The following is a 16,520-nucleotide window of genomic DNA, read 5'->3' on the forward strand; positions in this document are numbered from 1 at the left end:
AAAATTTATTCAAAAAACTCTCTTAGTTAGGAGAGTTTTTTAATCTTGCTTTTTCAAAATAATTTCGTTTAAGACAAAAAATTTATATACATTTTCTAAAATTGCATTGACCATTTTAAAAAAGTTTTTTTCGCTATCAAAATAATACTTAGTTATCTCAACTGATTCATTGATTATTATCTTAGGTTCAATTGACATTAATTCATGTGCACCATTAATTAATATAGCTCGAATTAGTGGACTAACTCTTTCTCAAATTCAGCTTTCTTTAAAAAATTGGCTAATTGATTTTTTGTAAAATTCATAATTTTTACTTATTTTTTCAAGATGCAAAAACTGTTCATTGCTTAAATTGCTTTCTGATTCAAATAATTCATTAATATTAATTTTTTGTTCCATTAATTCATAACGGTAAAGAACATTTATTATACCTAATCGAAATTGACGTCTATTTTGCATGACCTTATTTTATAACAAAAACTTTAATATACAAAATATTTAAAATAAATGAAAAAACTGTAAACTGTTTTAATGCTCAGAAGTAGAAAAAAATTAAGCCAAAATTCTCACAATGACAAAGATTTCTAATTAATATTATGATAATTTTCTTCTATTTTGTCCAATTTTTAAGGTTGTAAAAATTATAGCCAAAACACATAAAAGTTTGGCTATTTTTTAACCAAAACAACAAAAAATGTGTTATTTTTTGTTTTTGTGTGTACAACATTAAGGTTTACCGCATTTTTAAATGTTAAATTACATTTTTTAAAATTTTGCATATTAAAACATACAACATCATTAAGAAGTTGCTTTTAATTAATTCATTTTGTCTTCAATCCTAAAGTTTTTTCATAACTTTTGGGGATTGACATCATTTGTTAATTTCTTTTTAAATATTCTTCAATCAACAAATAAATTGTTGATTGAAATAAAAATAACTTATTTAATAAGTATTGAGCCGTTGGCTCTTATTAAGACCTGTCGGTCTTAAGAAGCAAAACTTCTTTTGTCTTGCCAGACAGGCTTTCTTCTTTTAAAAAGAAGAAACAAGAAAAACTTACTTAAATGATTTGTAATTAGCGTCAATAAATTCCTTCATTTCTTTTGTAATATCATTTAACTTTTCAAGATTTTCACTTAATAGTTTTTTAATAAATTCAATGTCTTTATTGTTTGGGTTTGCAGAATTCTTAAATATATTTTCAAGTTTTTCAAATGTACTGGATGTTCATGTTCTATTATGAAGCATGGTTTTAATTGTAGGCTCTTACACCTTGATGTTGTGGATCAAGATTTTTGATATTGCATATACATCGATTGCACTCAATTCGTTTCCTTTCGGTACTCTGGCTTCATATTTTCTTTTCCCCTCAACAAAGAATAATTTATTTTCAGGAGTTACCATAAGACTTTGCCTCTCCACTTTCAAACATAGAAACCCTAGCGCCATTATTATCAAATGGAGCAAGATATTTGTTGTCATATCTCACAGTATGATTAACTATTTTTCTTTTAATTACAAGATTCATCTCTTCTTCAAAAATTTCAGTATTTGGCTTTCTAAAAACATTTGATTTTTACTTACTGCTTCGGCCTTTTTAAATTGTTTGTTGTATTCATCAATTAAAAGTTCAATTTTTCCCAAAAAGTCTTCAAAACAGTTGATTCCGTTTGTATGAAAGAATGTTCCTATTCATCTTTGCAATGTTCAAAATGATCTTTCAACATTTGGTTTTGCCTTTGGATTCTCTGCTTGTTATAAGTTCAATTCCTCTTGCGTTTAGTGCTTCTTCCATATTTGTTCTTGTACTATCTGAACCTCAAAAGTTCTTCTTCTATCCGTTATTATTACTTGTGGAATGCCATACCTTTTAAATAATTGTGTTAGAAGATTTTGATATCCAATTGTTGTTTCCTCAATGTCAATTCAGATTGCTAACAAACTTTTTGTTGCCGCATCAACAACATTATAAATATGGTACTTCTTACTTTCTCCAAAAAGATGAAGTGGTGTTGCATCAATTTCAATAATTTGCCCAAAATCATAGTCAGAACTTTTATTTTGGTAAACACCTTTTAATGGATTTTTATTTAGAATTTTTTCATAAATTTTAATAAACTGTGCCTCGATTTTAGAAATATCTTGACCGTTTTCTAAAAACATTCTTCTTCTCTTAAGCTCATTTTTTACTTTTCTCGTTGCATATGAACTGCAATAACCAAGTCTAAGCATTCTTTTATAAAAGGTAGTGAAAGGCAACAATTTTTTTCATCATTAGTAAGGCTCATTATTGTAAAAATGCAACAAGGCTACACTAAGATCACCTTTTGATATTTTCTCAATATGTTCCACTAATTCATAATATCTATTAGTTAAATCAATAATAACTGAATCACTTACTTTCACACCCCTAAGTTTATTTTTATTACCATGTGATATACTGATTGCATCTTGGTTATTTGTAGATGCAATCAATATTTGATTTCTATATCTTTTAATTGTTTTTGTTGATGTTCTACAACCCAATTTTCCTAATATTTTTGATATTTCGGCATTTGGTCTATTTCAATATTGTTGAATTTTTTTAAATCTAAAATTTTTTTATCTTCATAATCAGTTGTTTTACCTGTATCAACTGCTTGAAATCTGGTTTTAATTACAAGATTTTCCATAATTTAAATTCTCCTTTTTAAAATAATAATTGAAACCTAAAAATGGACAAAATAAAAGATAAAAACAGGGTGGACAAAATAAAATAAAACCATTAATGACAAAGATTTCTAATTAATATTAACTTTTGTAATTATAATTAGATTACATATGAATATTAAATAAGGGAGGCAATTATGATAAGCAATGAGGAAAAACAATATCAAAGCATACTTGATAATTTACTTGATGTTAGTCCTAATGATAATGCAGTCTTTACAAGAGTAAATAATAAATTTGCTTTTGATTTTTACACACTTTTTGGGCCCGAAAGTTTCAGCAAAATTTACAGCAACAAAAACTTTGATATACCAATTTTAGAAGTAAACTTAATTAGAATTTGTAACTTATTAGAGGAAGCAAATAGTTATGAAGAAATTAAAAGAATTCTGGAAGAAAACAATATTGAAGTAAGTGACAATCGCAATAGTCAATTAAAAAAGAATCCTTTGGGTGTCAAAAATAATATTATCAATGAACTTAAAGTTAATTTTCAAAAACAATCTCTAAAGTGAAAATTGTTTTTTAATAAAGCAAATGAAATTAACACAGAAACTAATATTTGGCCTATGCATTTAGGTTTCTTATTTGTTAAATTAACCATTGATGGTAAAGCAATATATGGACCTTTATTCCTAAAAGAAGTCTACCTCGAAATTAGAAATGTAAGACCTTATTTAGTATCAAACGGTGATATAAAAGTAAATGAAAAATTATTATTTTTATTAAACAATGCTGACTTTGATTTAAATATTTCACAGAATTTTGGTGACTGATCAATTAAAGATTTAATTAAATACTTACATGAAGAATGAAGAGATATTTATAACTTTAATTTAGATCTTAATCAACCATTTAAACGTTGAATTCCAGAAGCTATTGGAAATCAAGCAATTGAATTTGAACCTGGTGTTGTTTTAGGTTTATTTCAGCCTAGTGGTGGCTATGCAAGAAATAGAATGCTTGAAATTATTAAGAACAAAGAACTTAATAAAATTCTTGATATTGAATTTAACAAAAACATCTATAAAAACAGGGTTAAACAAACAATTTATAATCCAAAGACATCGATTTTTAAAATCACACCAACAAATTATTCACAAGACAAAGCAATTGCATCAAGTCTAAATCAAAACACAATTATTTGAGGTCCACCTGGAACAGGTAAATCTCAAACAATTGTTAACATTTTGACAAATCTTTTGGTTTATGGAAAAAGTTCGCTTGTTTGCTCGCAAAAAAAAGCAGCCTTAGAGGTTATTAAGAATAGAATGGGTGCTTTAAAGATTTTTTGTCTTTTTATGCTGAATTCTAAAAATATGAATAAGAAGAATTTTTATCTACCTTTGCGAGAGTATTTAGAATATTTGGAAAACTATGATGATAAAGCAGACTTAAAACCATTGAGAATCATTAACCAGAAAGATATTCGTTTTGTAAACAACATTGCTAACTTTAGTAGTGATCCACGTTTTGTTAATATTACTCAAGCATTAGCTAAGGTACATAATAATTGAACATCATTTTCACAAGAAATTTGAAATGCAATTCTTAAATTACCTAAAAATATTTTGTACCCAACAGAGTTTAATTTTGATGACTCAAAAGCATTAGCAAAATCTATGCTTAAACTTAATAAGGTTAAATTCAAGTTTTGACACTTTAAAAACTGATTAGTTAAATTAACTGCTAACAAGATGTTTAATACATTTAAAAAGTTCCAAGGAAACTTAAATGATTCAGTTCAAGTTATTAAAAATTTAAAACAAGAAGACTTTGAATTCTTAAATGATTTAATAAATATTTTACCTTCGAACAACAATCAAGATGTCAGCGATGAAGCAGAACTTAAGAAGTTTATTGCTCAAGGAATTATTAAAAGAATTAACAATTTCACAAGCGAAGAAAAGGATCAATACTCTGAATTTGCAGCTACGATAAGACTTGGAACACTTGAGCCCTATAAATTTATTAAGCGCTTTGCTTATATGATTAAGAAAATTTTTCCTATTGTAATTGTTACTCCTGAAGCTGACCTAAGTGCATGAGTTAAAGATGAATTTGACTATGCAATACTTGATGAATCAAGTCAAATTTTCTTAGAAAAAGGTTTGCCAGTTCTTTATTTAGCAAAAATTAAAATACTTGCAGGTGATGACCAGCAAATGAAACCAAGTAACTGATTCGGGGTTCGTGTCAGCGATGATGAAAGCATCTACGGTAAAGTTGACAGCCTTTTAGATTTTGCTAAAAGTTTAGGTGTTTATAGTGTATTACTAGACAAAAATTATCGTTCAAACTATGCATCACTTATGACATTTAGTTCAAAATATTTTTATAAAAGTACTCTTGATGTTATTGACTCAGCAAATGTGGAAGCCGATTTTAAGCCAATTGATGTCTATGAAGTTAGCGGTACTTGAGAAAATAATCAAAATGTAGTTGAAGCTGAATTATCAATTAAACTTATTAAAGAAAACATTAATAAATATAACAAAATTATTTTGCTTTGTTTTAACTCAAAACAACAAGATTCAATAACATCAACAATCTTTAAAAATCACCCTGAACTAGAAAAAGCCATCAACAATGGTAATTTATTATTAAGAAACATTGAAAATATTCAAGGAGATGAAGCTGATTTGGTTATTGTTTCGATTGCTTATGATAGAAATACAGCTATTCATTCAACGTATGTTGGCCGCCCCGGTGGTATGAATGCATTAAATGTTGCAGTTAGTCGTGCCAAGGACAAAATGATTGTTATTAAGTCACTTCAGGCAAAAGACTTAACAATTATGACAGGTAACGAAGATGCTATTATGTTTAAGCGTTGACTTGAATTTCTTGAATTAAGTGATGCACAAAGACAAAATTTCTTGCACCTTGATGATGAAAGTTCAGCAAATAGTGAGCAAAATATAATTGATACTAAATCACTTAATGCTAATAGTTCTTTATTAAATCAGGAAATTAAAAACACTATTTTACAAGCAATTAAAGATAAACCATATTTAAAATTGATACCTAATGAAACATTAGGTACCTTAAAAGTTGATTATGTATTAAGAAGAAAACATGAACCAATTTTAACCTTTATGATTGATGACTATAATTATGTGAACAATCCTGAAGAATTCGTCATTTTTAAGGACTTGTGCAAATTTATAAGATCAAAAAAATATACTGTTTATAAATTGGATAGAATTTTGTGAGAGGATAAGAAGGAAGAAATATTGCAAACAATTGAATCGATTGAACCAGTTGATGTGACACAAGTAGTTGAAATTGCAAAAGAAATTCCTTCAAGTCAACTTGAAATTCTTGCACAAAACAACGAAGAAATTAAAGAGTCACAAGGAGTTGCCAATAATCAATCTCAACAAATGCTTGTAATTGTTGAAAATGCAAAAATGCTTGATATAAATGCTGAGCAAATCAAAAACCAAGAACACTCTGATTCATTTACAGTTGAGGAAGTTAAGGAAGTACCAGTTTTAGAAGCAAATGCTAAAAATGAAGCAATTGAGGATGTTTTAGAAAAAATAAGTCAAGATAGTGAAAATGCCAAAATAGAAAATAATAATTCTGTCGTTATAGATTCTAGCGAAACAAATAAAAGCACACAAGACGTTGTCGAATTAAATAAAGATAAAACTCAGGAAATTGGTTTTATTAAAGATGAAGCAACAATGGTTATTGATCTTGCTAATAGTGGTGAAATATCACAAGAATCAACAATGCCTATTTCTACCAAAAAGACTATAAAACAGGATAATACACAAAATGATGAAACTCACGATTCAATTGAAATCCAAGAAAAAACACTTGAACAATTAATTGAAGAAGGTGACAAAATTGAACAAAGTGAATATCTTGAACGTGAAGAAGTTAAAGTTAAAAGTTTCGAAGAATCTAAAAGAGAATGAGAGGTTATACTCACTCAAGAAATAAAAGTTAAAGAAAGAATAACAATACAAAGTAATGATAATAATTAATCTCCTTTTGGAGATTTTTTTGTGCAAAAAAACTATTGTCAAATGACAATAGTTCCTAAGTTATTATTTAGCTTCACGAGCAATTTTAATTAACATCGCAAATGTTTTAGGTTCACTAATTGCTAATTCAGAAAGCATTTTACGGTTAATTGTAACGTTTGCTCTCTTTAACCCATTAATAAATCTTGAATATGATAAACCCTCAACTCTAGTTGCAGCATTAATACGAGCAATTCATAATTTTCTGAATTCACGTTTAACTTGCTTACGGTCTCTAAATGCATATGTTCATGATTTAACAACTGCTTGTTTTACAACTTTGTAACCTATTGATTTGTGGCCAAAATATCCTTTTGCTAATTTAAGTCATTTTTTACGTCTTGCTCATGTAACTGTTCCACCTTTAACTCTCATGATAATTTCCTTTCACTATAAATTAAATAACTTCAAGTTGAGCATTAGATTAATGCTTTAAATCTCTTTACATCTGAAGAGTGCATTAATGCTGATTTACGAGCTTGACGTTTTTGTTTTGTTGTTTTGTTTTGGCTTAGGTGAGAACGATATGCTTGTTCACGCATAATTTTTCCAGTTCCTGTGATCTTAATACGTTTCTTAAGAGCACTTTTAGTCTTCATTTTAGGCATTTTATTGTTCTCCTTCGATAGTGTTTTCATTTGCAACACTGTCTTCTTGACTATCTGAATTTTTATCTACTAAGTTATGTTCTTTTTTATATTTATTAACCTTAATTTTATTTGGTTGTAAATACATATCTAAGAAACGGTCATTAACCAATGCAGCATCTTTTGCAATGTCTGCTAAGTCTTCAACAGCTTTATAAAATTTTTCTAATGTTTTATGACCTAGTTCAGGGCGTGCCAATTCACGTCCTCTAAATTTTAAACTAACCTTAATTCTATCGCCTTCAAGTAAAAATTCTCTTGCTTTTTTAGCTTTGACATTTAAGTCATGTTCACCGATAAGAGGTGTAAGCCTTATTTGACGATTTTGAATAACAGTTTGCTTTTCCTTAGCTGCTTTTTGTTTCTTTTTTCTTTCGTATTTAAATTTTCCATAATCTAAAATACGCGCAATTGGTTTAGGTTGAACACTGATTAAAACTAAGTCTAATCTTTGTTCCTTAGCCATTTCAATGGCTTCACGTGTTGGAAAAACACCAATTTTTTCACCATTTGCTCCGACAACAAACACTTTTTGAAAAGGTATGTTTTCATTAATCATGTGTTCTGCTGTAGGTTTTTTCATTTTTCCTTGTGGTTGTATAGTAAACTCCTTATAGATAAATTTTAAAATAAAAGTAAAAGTGGTTTCCCACTCTCAACTACATAAAACTTAAAATTAGGTTTTAATTGTAGCATAAACCCAAAGCTATTGGCTATCAGGTGAGAATTAAGATTCTACTTTCTGCAATTAAATATTGCTTATTTATTTTATCACACATTATTAAATAATGTAACAAATAATTTTAGGTAATGGTTTTATTTTATTTTGTCCACCCTGTTTTTATCTTTTATTTTGTCCATTTTTAGGTTTCAATTATTATTTTAAAAAGGAGAATTTAAATTATGGAAAATCTTGTAATTAAAACCAGATTTCAAGCAGTTGATACAGGTAAAACAACTGATTATGAAGATAAAAAAATTTTAGATTTAAAAAATTCAACAATATTGAAATAGACCAAATGCCGAAATATCAAAAATATTAGGAAAATTGGGTTGTAGAACATCAACAAAAACAATTAAAAGATATAGAAATCAAATATTGATTGCATCTACAAATAACCAAGATGCAATCAGTATATCACATGGTAATAAAAATAAACTTAGGGGTGTGAAAGTAAGTGATTCAGTTATTATTGATTTAACTAATAGATATTATGAATTAGTGGAACATATTGAGAAAATATCAAAAGGTGATCTTAGTGTAGCCTTGTTGCATTTTTACAATAATGAGACTTACTAATGATGAAAAAAATTGTTGCCTTTCACTACCTTTTATAAAAGAATGCTTAGACTTGGTTATTGCAGTTCATATGCAACGAGAAAAGTAAAAAAATGAGATTAAGAGAAGAAGAATGTTTTTAGAAAACGGTCAAGATATTTCTAAAATCGAGGCACAGTTTATTAAAATTTATGAAAAAATTCTAAATAAAAATCCATTAAAAGGTGTTTACCAAAATAAAAGTTCTGACTATGATTTTGGGCAAATTATTGAAATTGATGCAACACCACTTCATCTTTTTGGAGAAAGTAAGAAGTACCATATTTATAATGCTTTGTTGATGCGGCAACAAAAAGTTTGTTAGCAATCTGAATTGACATTGAGGAAACAACAATTGGATATCAAAATCTTCTAACACAATTATTTAAAAGGTATGGCATTCCACAAGTAATAATAACGGATAGAAGAAGAACTTTTTGAGGTTCAGATAGTACAAGAACAAGTATGGAAGAAGCGCTAAATGCAAGAGGAATTGAACTTATAACAAGCGACAATCCAAAGGCAAAACCAAATGTTGAAAGATCATTTTGAACATTGCAAAGATGAATAGGAACATTCTTTCATACAAACGGAATCAACTGTTTTGAAGACTTTTTGGGAAAAATTGAACTTTTAATTGATGAATACAACAAACAATTTAAAAGGCCGAAGCAGTAAGTAAAAAATCAAATGTTTTTAGAAAGCCAAATACTGAAATTTTTGAAGAAGAGATGAATCTTGTAATTAAAAGAAAAATAGTTAATCATACTGTGAGATATGACAACAAATATCTTGCTCCATTTGATAATAATGGCGCTAGGGTTTCTATGTTTGAAAGTGGAGGGGCAAAGCATGGTAACTCCTGAAAATAAATTATTCTTTGTTGAGGGAAAAGAAAATATGAAGCCAGAGTACCGAAAGGAAACGAATTGAGCGCAATCGATGTATATGCAATATCAAAAAATCTTGATCCACAACATCAAGGTGTAAGAGTCTACAATTAAAACCATGCTTCATAATAGAACATGAACATCCAGTACATTTGAAAAACTTGAAAATATATTTAAGAATTCTGCAAACCCAAACAATAAAGACATTGAATTTATTAAAAAACTATTAAGTGAAAATCTTGAAAAGTTAAATGATATTACAAAAGAAATGAAGGAATTTATTGACGCTAATTACAAATCATTTAAGTAAGTTTTTCTTGTTTCTTCTTTTTTAAAAGAAGAAAGCCTGTCTAGCAAGACAAAAAGAAGTTTTGCTTCTTAAGACCGACAGGTCTTAATAAGAGCCAACGGCTCAATACTTATTAAATAAGTTATTTTTATTTCAATCAACAATTTATTTGTTGATTGAAGAATATTTAAAAGAAATTAACAAATGATGTCAATCCCCAAAAGTTATGAAAAAACTTTAGGATTGAAGACAAAATGAATTAATTAAAAGCAACTTATTAATGATGTTGTATGTTTTAATATGCAAAATTTTAAAAAATGTAATTTAACATTTAAAAATGCGGTAAACCTTAATGTTGTACACACAAAACAAAAAAATAACACATTTTTTGCTGTTTTAGTTAAAAAAATAGCCAAACTTTTATGTGTTTTGGCTATAATTTTTACAACCTTAAAAATTGGACAAAATAGAAGAAAATTATCAAAATAATGTAACAAATAATTTTAGGATGTGTGAATTCCAAAACAAATTGAGCTCTTTAAATTCCAAAACAATTTGAACACTTTGTGGTAATTTTTCATTAGATTATTTTATGAATAAAGACACAAAAGATAAGGTATCAAAAAGTTAATTTTATAATTTAGTGCCTTATTTTTTATATTTATAAATATCCATATGAAAAAATCATTTAATACTAATCACAGAGATTCAACTGAATATGAATTAAATAAAAAATTAATATTGAAAAAATTGTTTTCTATTTAAAAAAGGCTTTACTGCAAGAAGAATTCATTCTTTGATTGGAGATGGATCGAGCGGAATTTCTTATTCAACTATTAGAAGATACATTAAACAAATTAGAGAGTGTGAAAAGGAAAATGCAACATCAATTGTAATGTATTCACATGGAAATTTAAACAACAAAAATGCAGAAAAAGATTTTAACAATGAAATAGAAAAGGCAATTACAAATATGAAATTAAAGGACAAAGAATATTTTAAAGATAGGGACAAAAATAAGTTTTCTGTACCTTTTAATCATTTTTTAAAAATAAAGACGAAGATAAACTTAAAGAAAAAATGTGCCTTACAACATTCATAAATAAATGTAATATGACAGGCTATGTTAAACCTACACAACATAAGAAAACAAGGAGAAATGTTAGAAATTATTTAATTGCATTAACAAAAACAGAAGATAAAAATATAAACAAAAAACAGCTTTATATAAAGATTAAATCAATTGATAATATGGAGAATGTTAAAAGGTTACCAAGAACAATGAATTCAGTTAAATTTGAATTTGGTGAACAAGTGCAAGCAGACGCTTGTTATGAAGCGTGAATTAAAGAATTAGACAATTTTCATATATATTTCATATATATACAATTGTAGAAACATCTTCCAAAATGTTGGTCTCAATATATGCTGAGAAAGAAGAAACAACAATAGGTTATATGAAACTTTTTGAACTTCTTTATAGGGCTTTGGGATTCCAATGTCTGTTAGAACAGATAAAAGAACGTGCTTTTCTTACAAAAGGAATGATACTGAATTAGCACGACAAATCATAAAAAAGGTACTGAAGTATCGTCTGCAAGTTACGGCGAATTTAAACTAGATGTGGAGCGAACAAACAGAACTTTACAACCTTGGTTAATAATTTTTTACGTGATAATAATATAAAAACTATTGATCAAATTAATGAAAATGCTCACTTGATCATTAATAAATATAATGAACATTTCAATAAAAAATAGGTGATAAATTAAATTTCTTTATAAAACCAAAAGATGAAATGGATACAAAGTTATATCTATCAATTGATAGAAAATTCAACAATGGTGTTATTCAATTTCAAAATAAATTTTATATACCGGTTACAGATGATAACAAGTACAAAATTATACAAAACGGTGTGGAATTGAGGTTCGTTCATAATTCAAATAATGAGTATTTCTTCATTATCAACAATAAACTATTCAAAGCAAGAATATTACGTGATGATGAGTTAACTGAGTTTCAAAAATTTTGTAAAACATTTCATTTGTTCTATGATGACAAAAGATCAGAATGCTTATATCGGGCCACAAAAGCAAGTAAAGACTTTTTACCTTACCTACGAAAGTTAATTGATGACATTAGCAATACTTCTAATTGCTCAAATGAACTCCTTAAAGAAAATCTAAATATGGCAGAATTAATTTATAAATCATTAAGCGATAACTATAAATTATTGCTAGATTCAGTTGAAAAAACAGCCAGCAACTAACTAACTGTTTATAAAAAAAGGCAATAATGGAGAATTTAATTCTCCATTTTTATTTTAAAAAATAATAGTTAATTCCAAAACAAAAGGAGAACTTATAGGAGCTCATTTTGTTTTGGAATTAAACACAAAAAAGAGCTCAATTTGTTTTAAAACTTACACACATTATTAGATAATGTAACAAATAATTTTAGGATGTTAGATATAGATCTTTGATTAGTACATTTTCAAATAATACAATGAAAAATTAAAACGAGGCAACTGCCTCGTAAATTTTATCAAGCATAGTAAACGTTTGAACTCTTTGGTGAATCTTCTCATTTAGTAACGCTGTCTTTTGTTCTGAATTCGCCTTTACGTCTAATATTACTTTGAACAATACCATTAATTGTGCTTGCAACTGATGTTAAAATACCAATAATTGATGTGATTGCAGCAATACTAATTCCACCATTAATGTTTGCTTCTTGTTCTTTTGTTAAAGGTTTAAAATTTAGTGGTTTATTTTTCATTTTTCTCCTTTCACAATTCACTTTACAAAATTAACTTAAATGTTTAATTTCTGGAATAATTTGGTAAAAATTATGCCAAAATCACAAAAAATTACAAAGCCTCCACACTTTGTAATCAAAATTTATTTTCTATTTTGTTCTAAATTTTCAAGTCTTTCATTTAGTTTTTTAAGTTCATTTAAAATAAGTTCTTCTGTTGTTGGCTTTGGTTCAATAACAGCAGGTGGGTTTTTCTTTAATTTTTTAGCTTCAATTACGTTTCTAATTAAATATATCACTATCAAGGCTACAAAAATTATAAATGCAACAATAATAAACGAAATTAGTGCTGCTAAGAATTTACCAATTAAAATATTGCCAACTTTTAATTCTTTAACTTCATCAACATTAAACAATTTTGCAATTGCTTGCATAATAACATCGTTTGCTAACGAAGATACAACTGCATTAAATGCAGTACCTAATAAAAGACCGATAGCAAGCATGAACATATTGCCACGTTTAACAACTGTTCAAGCATCATTACAAGATTTTTTAAACATGATTTAATTATATATTCTTTTAAATTCTATAATATGCAATAAGGTATTTTTTCATAATAAACACATTTGATTTTGGTTTTATATTTTTTTCTAAAACGCCTGTTTTATAGGCTAATAAAAAAATAAGTAATTTTAAAATTACTTACTGTTTTTTTGATTTCTTGCTTGTTTGTTTTTTGTCTTTGGTCTTTTCAACTTTTGCTTTTGGCTCTTTTTTCTCTTTAGAAGTTGCATTCTCACTTTTGGTTTCAACAACAACTTTTTCGCTTTTTTCTTCTTGTTTTGCTTTTGTATCAACTGATGAATTTTGGTTAATTACAACTAAGGCTGGTTTAATAACTCTATCATATAGTTTAAATCCAACTGCACTAACTTTGATAATTGAATTGTGTTTTTTATCAGCATGTTTTTCAACTTCAAGCACTTTTTGAGTATTAGGATCAAAGTCATCTCCAATTTTAGGTTCAATTGCTCTGATGCCGTGTTTTGTTAAAACATCATTAATCAAATTAATAATCATTTCAAAACCTACAACATAGTTTTTAACACCACTATTTTCCGATCGAGCACCTGCTTTAATTGCTCCTTGAAGTGTGGCAAAATGAGTTGAGAAATCTTCGAAGAATTTTTGAAGTGCATATTGTTTAATTTTGTCAACTTCTTCCTTTGGAACTGTAACTCTTTGAACTGTTTCAGGAACCTTTGCAGCTCTTAATTCTTTTAATTCTGCATTTTGCTCTTCTAATTGTTTTCTAAGAACATCAACTTGTTTTCTTAATGCAGCAGGGTCAACACCTTTACTTTCTTGCTCGCTTGTTTGTTCTAATGATTTAGTAGTTTTATTTGACATTAATTCTTTAATTTGTTTAGCTTTATTGTCAACATCTTCCTTTAAAGCAGTATTGTCTGCAACGAATTTCTTATTATCTTCAATTAATTTTTGAATAATTTTTTCTTGGTTCTCATATTGTTTTTTAATATCAACAACATTTTTTGAGAAATTATCATTTTCGACTTTTAAGTTATTAATTTCATTCATTTGTTTTTCGTTTTTGGCTTTGAGTTCTTCAAGTTCTTTTAAATGATTACCTGTTGATGTGCTTAATTTTTGAATTTCTTCTCTTAAAGCTATTAATTGTTTATACGATTTAACATATTCGCTGTCTTGGTAGTCTAAAACTTCAACAACAAATCTAAAAGTTTTATCTTTAAAATCAGAAACCTCATAATTTTTTGGAAAACTTACAACAAAGTCAATAATCGGTCTAACTGTTCGGTCAATAATATTGTTGTCAAAATTTGGTAAAAATGTGTTTTCACCTAAAATAAAACTAACTTTTTCTTTTGACAAATGTTTTTGATATACATTTGAACTATTATATACCGCAACATTCGCAACTATGCCCTCACCAATTTTAAATTTATTTAAATTTGGAACTACTTTCATTATTTTTCTCCTTCTTCTTTTCTAGTGATTGGTTTATTTTCAATAAATTCCTCAAGTGCTTTGAGAGCACTAAAACCCTTCTCATAATCCATTCGGTTTGTGCCAACAAGTGCTATTTCTTTAATTTTATTTTGTGTTTCAATTTTTTTACTTATAAATGTACTGTGATCATCAAAAATTGCAATTTTTAAATTCTTGTCTTCATCAATTTCGCTTTCTATTGTTTTTCATATCGATTTGTTTTCAATTAAGTGAAGTATTCTACTTAGGTCTTGTCTTGAAATATCATCGGCTAAAATTATATTATCTTTACCGTAAACTACATTAGCATTTTTAATTTGAAAGTCAAAAACATTTGTAACAAAACTTTGAAGAATACTTTCATAGTTTTTTATTGTTTCTGACAATATTGGAGTGAGTGCTTCAGCAGTACTCTTGAGTTTTAAAATAGGTACATCTATCAATCTTTCTTTAAATATTCGTATCGCAATTTTTAAATCTTCCATTGACACGAGATTTAAGTCAATAGTTATTGTTTTAGATGTAACTTCACCATATGAGGTAACTAAAATAATGGTTGCTTCTGAGTTGTTTAGTGGAACTAATTGAATACTCTTAAGCGTCGCGTCCTCATTACTTTCTGATGTAACTAATGTTATACCAACTGTTTCACAAATAGTTTTTGCTGCTTCTTTGACAGTTTGGTCAATTGAAACTCTACGTCTAGCAAAAATGTCCTTTAATTTTTCATATAAAACATTTGAATCTTTATTTACCAAATTTTTAACATAGTAGTTATAACCAATATTCGATGGAATACGACCACTAGAAGTATGCGTTTTTTCCAATAAACCTTGATCTTCAAATTCATTTAGTATATATCTAACTTTTGAGGATGAAATGCTTAACTTATATTTCTCAACAAGCATTTGAGATCCAATTGGTATACCTTCCTCAATATATGATTCAATTACATATTTAAGAATTTTCTTTTTTTCTTCATTTAATGATATTTCAGCCATGTACTAATTATATATTAAAGTTAGTTTTATGTTAGTAATTAACATATAGAGTGCTAAATTTGTTTTTTATACTTATTAGCCTGTTTTATAGTTATTTTAGTTAAAATTTGTTGCTACATATTAAATATTTTTCTTGTCTAAGTGCCAAAAATAAAAAGTAAGAGTTAGTTCTCTTACTTAATTAAAATATCACTATTCAACTTTTGTATCAGTTGCTTGGGTTGGTGTTGCAACTTCTTCTTTTGTCATTAAAATAATTATGTGTGCAACAAAGTCGCAAATCGCAACAAAGAAACCAACAATGTATAAAATAAATGGCAATTTATATTGTTCTTTGCTTACAATTTTAACCATGATTAATATCTTTAAAATAAATACTGTAATCATTGAAAAAAATGCTAACACTACTGCAAACAATACACCTGTGCTTGCAGCAAGTACACCTGTTGATCCTATTTGTGGACTAGTCATTGAAGCAACAAAAGTTGGGTACAATAATGCTATTGAAACAACAACTAATATTGCAGCGATAACTTCAATAAGGATTGCTGATAGTGCTAATTTCTTTACTTTTGACATATTTAATTTTCCTTAAAATAAACTGAATTATTATTTTTTAGTCTTTTGCTTTTGTTTTGCTAAACGTTGGTTAAATTTATCAATCATACCAGTTGCTTTTGTTTTTGTTCTATCTCCTGTATAAACTACATGGCAACCTGAACAAACATCGACAGAAATTGATTTTTTAGTTGAGCCAAATTGAAACTTTTTACCACAAGTTGAGCATGTTGCATCAACTGTGAAGTATTGTGGATGTATATTTTTTCTCATAAATAA

28 protein-coding genes are annotated in these 16,520 nt (G+C 27.4%); 11 read left to right on the top strand and 17 right to left on the bottom strand.

Annotated features, from left to right (window positions below; all coding sequences use genetic code 4):
• Window positions 1–39: 39 nt before the first annotated feature.
• From NPA07_RS03750 to NPA07_RS03785, 8 genes are all read right to left on the bottom strand, one after another.
• Window positions 40–459, bottom strand: a complete 420-nt coding sequence (locus NPA07_RS03750; RefSeq protein WP_126118464.1) for a transcription antitermination factor NusB — start codon at window positions 457–459, stop codon at window positions 40–42.
• A 598-nt stretch (window positions 460–1,057) separates the two neighbouring features.
• Entirely contained in the window at window positions 1,058–1,249 is a 192-nt protein-coding gene (locus NPA07_RS03755) for a hypothetical protein (protein ID WP_256553072.1), read from the bottom strand.
• Between the two features lie 18 nt (window positions 1,250–1,267).
• On the bottom strand, window positions 1,268–1,405 hold the full coding sequence (locus tag NPA07_RS03760) for a hypothetical protein (RefSeq protein WP_256553130.1): 138 nt from the start codon (window positions 1,403–1,405) through the stop codon (window positions 1,268–1,270).
• Window positions 1,386–1,529, bottom strand: a complete 144-nt coding sequence (locus NPA07_RS03765; RefSeq protein ID WP_256553115.1) for a hypothetical protein — start codon at window positions 1,527–1,529, stop codon at window positions 1,386–1,388. Before NPA07_RS03765 ends, NPA07_RS03760 begins: the two co-directional genes overlap by 20 nt.
• Entirely contained in the window at window positions 1,517–1,705 is a 189-nt protein-coding gene (locus NPA07_RS03770; protein WP_256553131.1) for a hypothetical protein, read from the bottom strand. The genes NPA07_RS03765 and NPA07_RS03770 overlap by 13 nt, the downstream gene beginning before the upstream one ends.
• Before the next feature lie 75 nt (window positions 1,706–1,780).
• Complete coding sequence (locus NPA07_RS03775) at window positions 1,781–2,233, bottom strand: DDE-type integrase/transposase/recombinase (protein ID WP_256553132.1); 453 nt, start codon at window positions 2,231–2,233, stop codon at window positions 1,781–1,783.
• Between the two features lie 42 nt (window positions 2,234–2,275).
• A complete protein-coding gene (locus tag NPA07_RS03780; protein ID WP_256553133.1) occupies window positions 2,276–2,527 on the bottom strand; it encodes a hypothetical protein in 252 nt (83 codons plus the stop codon).
• Between the two features lie 5 nt (window positions 2,528–2,532).
• The gene (locus tag NPA07_RS03785; RefSeq protein WP_256553090.1) at window positions 2,533–2,673 is read right to left on the bottom strand and encodes a hypothetical protein; all 141 of its coding nucleotides are present in this window, start codon (window positions 2,671–2,673) and stop codon (window positions 2,533–2,535) included.
• A gap of 174 nt (window positions 2,674–2,847) precedes the next feature.
• Here NPA07_RS03785 and NPA07_RS03790 point away from each other — a divergent pair, with 174 nt between their 5' ends.
• A complete protein-coding gene (locus NPA07_RS03790) occupies window positions 2,848–6,708 on the top strand; it encodes a DEAD/DEAH box helicase (protein WP_126118463.1) in 3,861 nt (1,286 codons plus the stop codon).
• Window positions 6,709–6,771: 63 nt separating this feature from the next.
• Here the strand turns inward: NPA07_RS03790 and rplT are convergent, their stop codons facing one another.
• Genes rplT through infC form a run of 3 tightly spaced genes read right to left on the bottom strand, consistent with a single transcriptional unit; the run spans window position 6,772 to window position 7,953 of the window.
• Complete coding sequence (gene rplT / locus NPA07_RS03795) at window positions 6,772–7,122, bottom strand: 50S ribosomal protein L20 (protein ID WP_126118462.1); 351 nt, start codon at window positions 7,120–7,122, stop codon at window positions 6,772–6,774.
• A gap of 44 nt (window positions 7,123–7,166) precedes the next feature.
• Window positions 7,167–7,355: a 50S ribosomal protein L35 gene (rpmI, locus tag NPA07_RS03800; RefSeq protein WP_126118461.1), complete on the bottom strand. Its 189-nt coding sequence runs from the start codon at window positions 7,353–7,355 to the stop codon at window positions 7,167–7,169.
• A 1-nt stretch (window position 7,356) separates the two neighbouring features.
• Window positions 7,357–7,953 carry a translation initiation factor IF-3 gene (gene infC, locus NPA07_RS03805; protein WP_164535731.1) on the bottom strand — a complete coding sequence of 199 codons (597 nt, stop codon included), beginning with the start codon at window positions 7,951–7,953 and terminating at the stop codon, window positions 7,357–7,359.
• Window positions 7,954–8,442: 489 nt separating this feature from the next.
• Here infC and NPA07_RS03810 point away from each other — a divergent pair, with 489 nt between their 5' ends.
• The 10 genes from NPA07_RS03810 (at window position 8,443) to NPA07_RS03855 (ending at window position 12,163) form a co-directional block, all read left to right on the top strand.
• The gene (locus tag NPA07_RS03810; protein ID WP_256553103.1) at window positions 8,443–8,694 is read left to right on the top strand and encodes a hypothetical protein; all 252 of its coding nucleotides are present in this window, start codon (window positions 8,443–8,445) and stop codon (window positions 8,692–8,694) included.
• A 112-nt stretch (window positions 8,695–8,806) separates the two neighbouring features.
• Window positions 8,807–9,037 (top strand): hypothetical protein, encoded by a 231-nt coding sequence (locus NPA07_RS03815; protein ID WP_256553134.1) that lies wholly within the window; start codon window positions 8,807–8,809, stop codon window positions 9,035–9,037.
• Window positions 9,031–9,390: a hypothetical protein gene (locus NPA07_RS03820; RefSeq protein ID WP_256553135.1), complete on the top strand. Its 360-nt coding sequence runs from the start codon at window positions 9,031–9,033 to the stop codon at window positions 9,388–9,390. Before NPA07_RS03815 ends, NPA07_RS03820 begins: the two co-directional genes overlap by 7 nt.
• 53 nt (window positions 9,391–9,443) lie before the next feature.
• On the top strand, window positions 9,444–9,584 hold the full coding sequence (locus NPA07_RS03825; protein ID WP_256553136.1) for a hypothetical protein: 141 nt from the start codon (window positions 9,444–9,446) through the stop codon (window positions 9,582–9,584).
• Entirely contained in the window at window positions 9,565–9,702 is a 138-nt protein-coding gene (locus NPA07_RS03830) for a hypothetical protein (protein WP_256553137.1), read from the top strand. Before NPA07_RS03825 ends, NPA07_RS03830 begins: the two co-directional genes overlap by 20 nt.
• A gap of 18 nt (window positions 9,703–9,720) precedes the next feature.
• A complete protein-coding gene (locus tag NPA07_RS03835) occupies window positions 9,721–9,912 on the top strand; it encodes a hypothetical protein (RefSeq protein ID WP_256553072.1) in 192 nt (63 codons plus the stop codon).
• A gap of 775 nt (window positions 9,913–10,687) precedes the next feature.
• Complete coding sequence (locus NPA07_RS03840) at window positions 10,688–10,993, top strand: hypothetical protein (protein WP_256553138.1); 306 nt, start codon at window positions 10,688–10,690, stop codon at window positions 10,991–10,993.
• Between the two features lie 11 nt (window positions 10,994–11,004).
• The gene (locus NPA07_RS03845; protein WP_256553139.1) at window positions 11,005–11,286 is read left to right on the top strand and encodes a hypothetical protein; all 282 of its coding nucleotides are present in this window, start codon (window positions 11,005–11,007) and stop codon (window positions 11,284–11,286) included.
• 14 nt (window positions 11,287–11,300) lie between these two features.
• Window positions 11,301–11,450, top strand: a complete 150-nt coding sequence (locus NPA07_RS03850; protein ID WP_256553140.1) for a hypothetical protein — start codon at window positions 11,301–11,303, stop codon at window positions 11,448–11,450.
• 239 nt (window positions 11,451–11,689) lie between these two features.
• A complete protein-coding gene (locus tag NPA07_RS03855; protein ID WP_256553141.1) occupies window positions 11,690–12,163 on the top strand; it encodes a hypothetical protein in 474 nt (157 codons plus the stop codon).
• Between the two features lie 272 nt (window positions 12,164–12,435).
• On the opposite strand, the gene NPA07_RS03860 is transcribed toward NPA07_RS03855, so the two are convergent.
• From NPA07_RS03860 to rpmE, 6 genes are all read right to left on the bottom strand, one after another.
• On the bottom strand, window positions 12,436–12,672 hold the full coding sequence (locus NPA07_RS03860) for a hypothetical protein (RefSeq protein WP_126118456.1): 237 nt from the start codon (window positions 12,670–12,672) through the stop codon (window positions 12,436–12,438).
• A 122-nt stretch (window positions 12,673–12,794) separates the two neighbouring features.
• Window positions 12,795–13,214 carry a large conductance mechanosensitive channel protein MscL gene (locus NPA07_RS03865; protein WP_126118455.1) on the bottom strand — a complete coding sequence of 140 codons (420 nt, stop codon included), beginning with the start codon at window positions 13,212–13,214 and terminating at the stop codon, window positions 12,795–12,797.
• Between the two features lie 142 nt (window positions 13,215–13,356).
• The gene (gene grpE / locus NPA07_RS03870; protein ID WP_256553143.1) at window positions 13,357–14,661 is read right to left on the bottom strand and encodes a nucleotide exchange factor GrpE; all 1,305 of its coding nucleotides are present in this window, start codon (window positions 14,659–14,661) and stop codon (window positions 13,357–13,359) included.
• Window positions 14,661–15,683, bottom strand: a complete 1,023-nt coding sequence (gene hrcA / locus NPA07_RS03875) for a heat-inducible transcriptional repressor HrcA (protein WP_126118454.1) — start codon at window positions 15,681–15,683, stop codon at window positions 14,661–14,663. The genes grpE and hrcA overlap by 1 nt, the downstream gene beginning before the upstream one ends.
• Window positions 15,684–15,875: 192 nt before the next feature.
• Window positions 15,876–16,262: a hypothetical protein gene (locus NPA07_RS03880; RefSeq protein ID WP_126118453.1), complete on the bottom strand. Its 387-nt coding sequence runs from the start codon at window positions 16,260–16,262 to the stop codon at window positions 15,876–15,878.
• Window positions 16,263–16,292: 30 nt separating this feature from the next.
• Window positions 16,293–16,514, bottom strand: coding sequence for a 50S ribosomal protein L31 (gene rpmE, locus NPA07_RS03885; RefSeq protein ID WP_126118452.1), 222 nt, complete (start codon window positions 16,512–16,514; stop codon window positions 16,293–16,295).
• Window positions 16,515–16,520 lie beyond the last annotated feature (6 nt).

Origin of the sequence: Mycoplasmopsis caviae, assembly GCF_024498215.1 — a bacterium.
Lineage (GTDB): Bacteria > Bacillota_I > Bacilli_A > Mycoplasmatales > Metamycoplasmataceae > Mycoplasmopsis > Mycoplasmopsis caviae.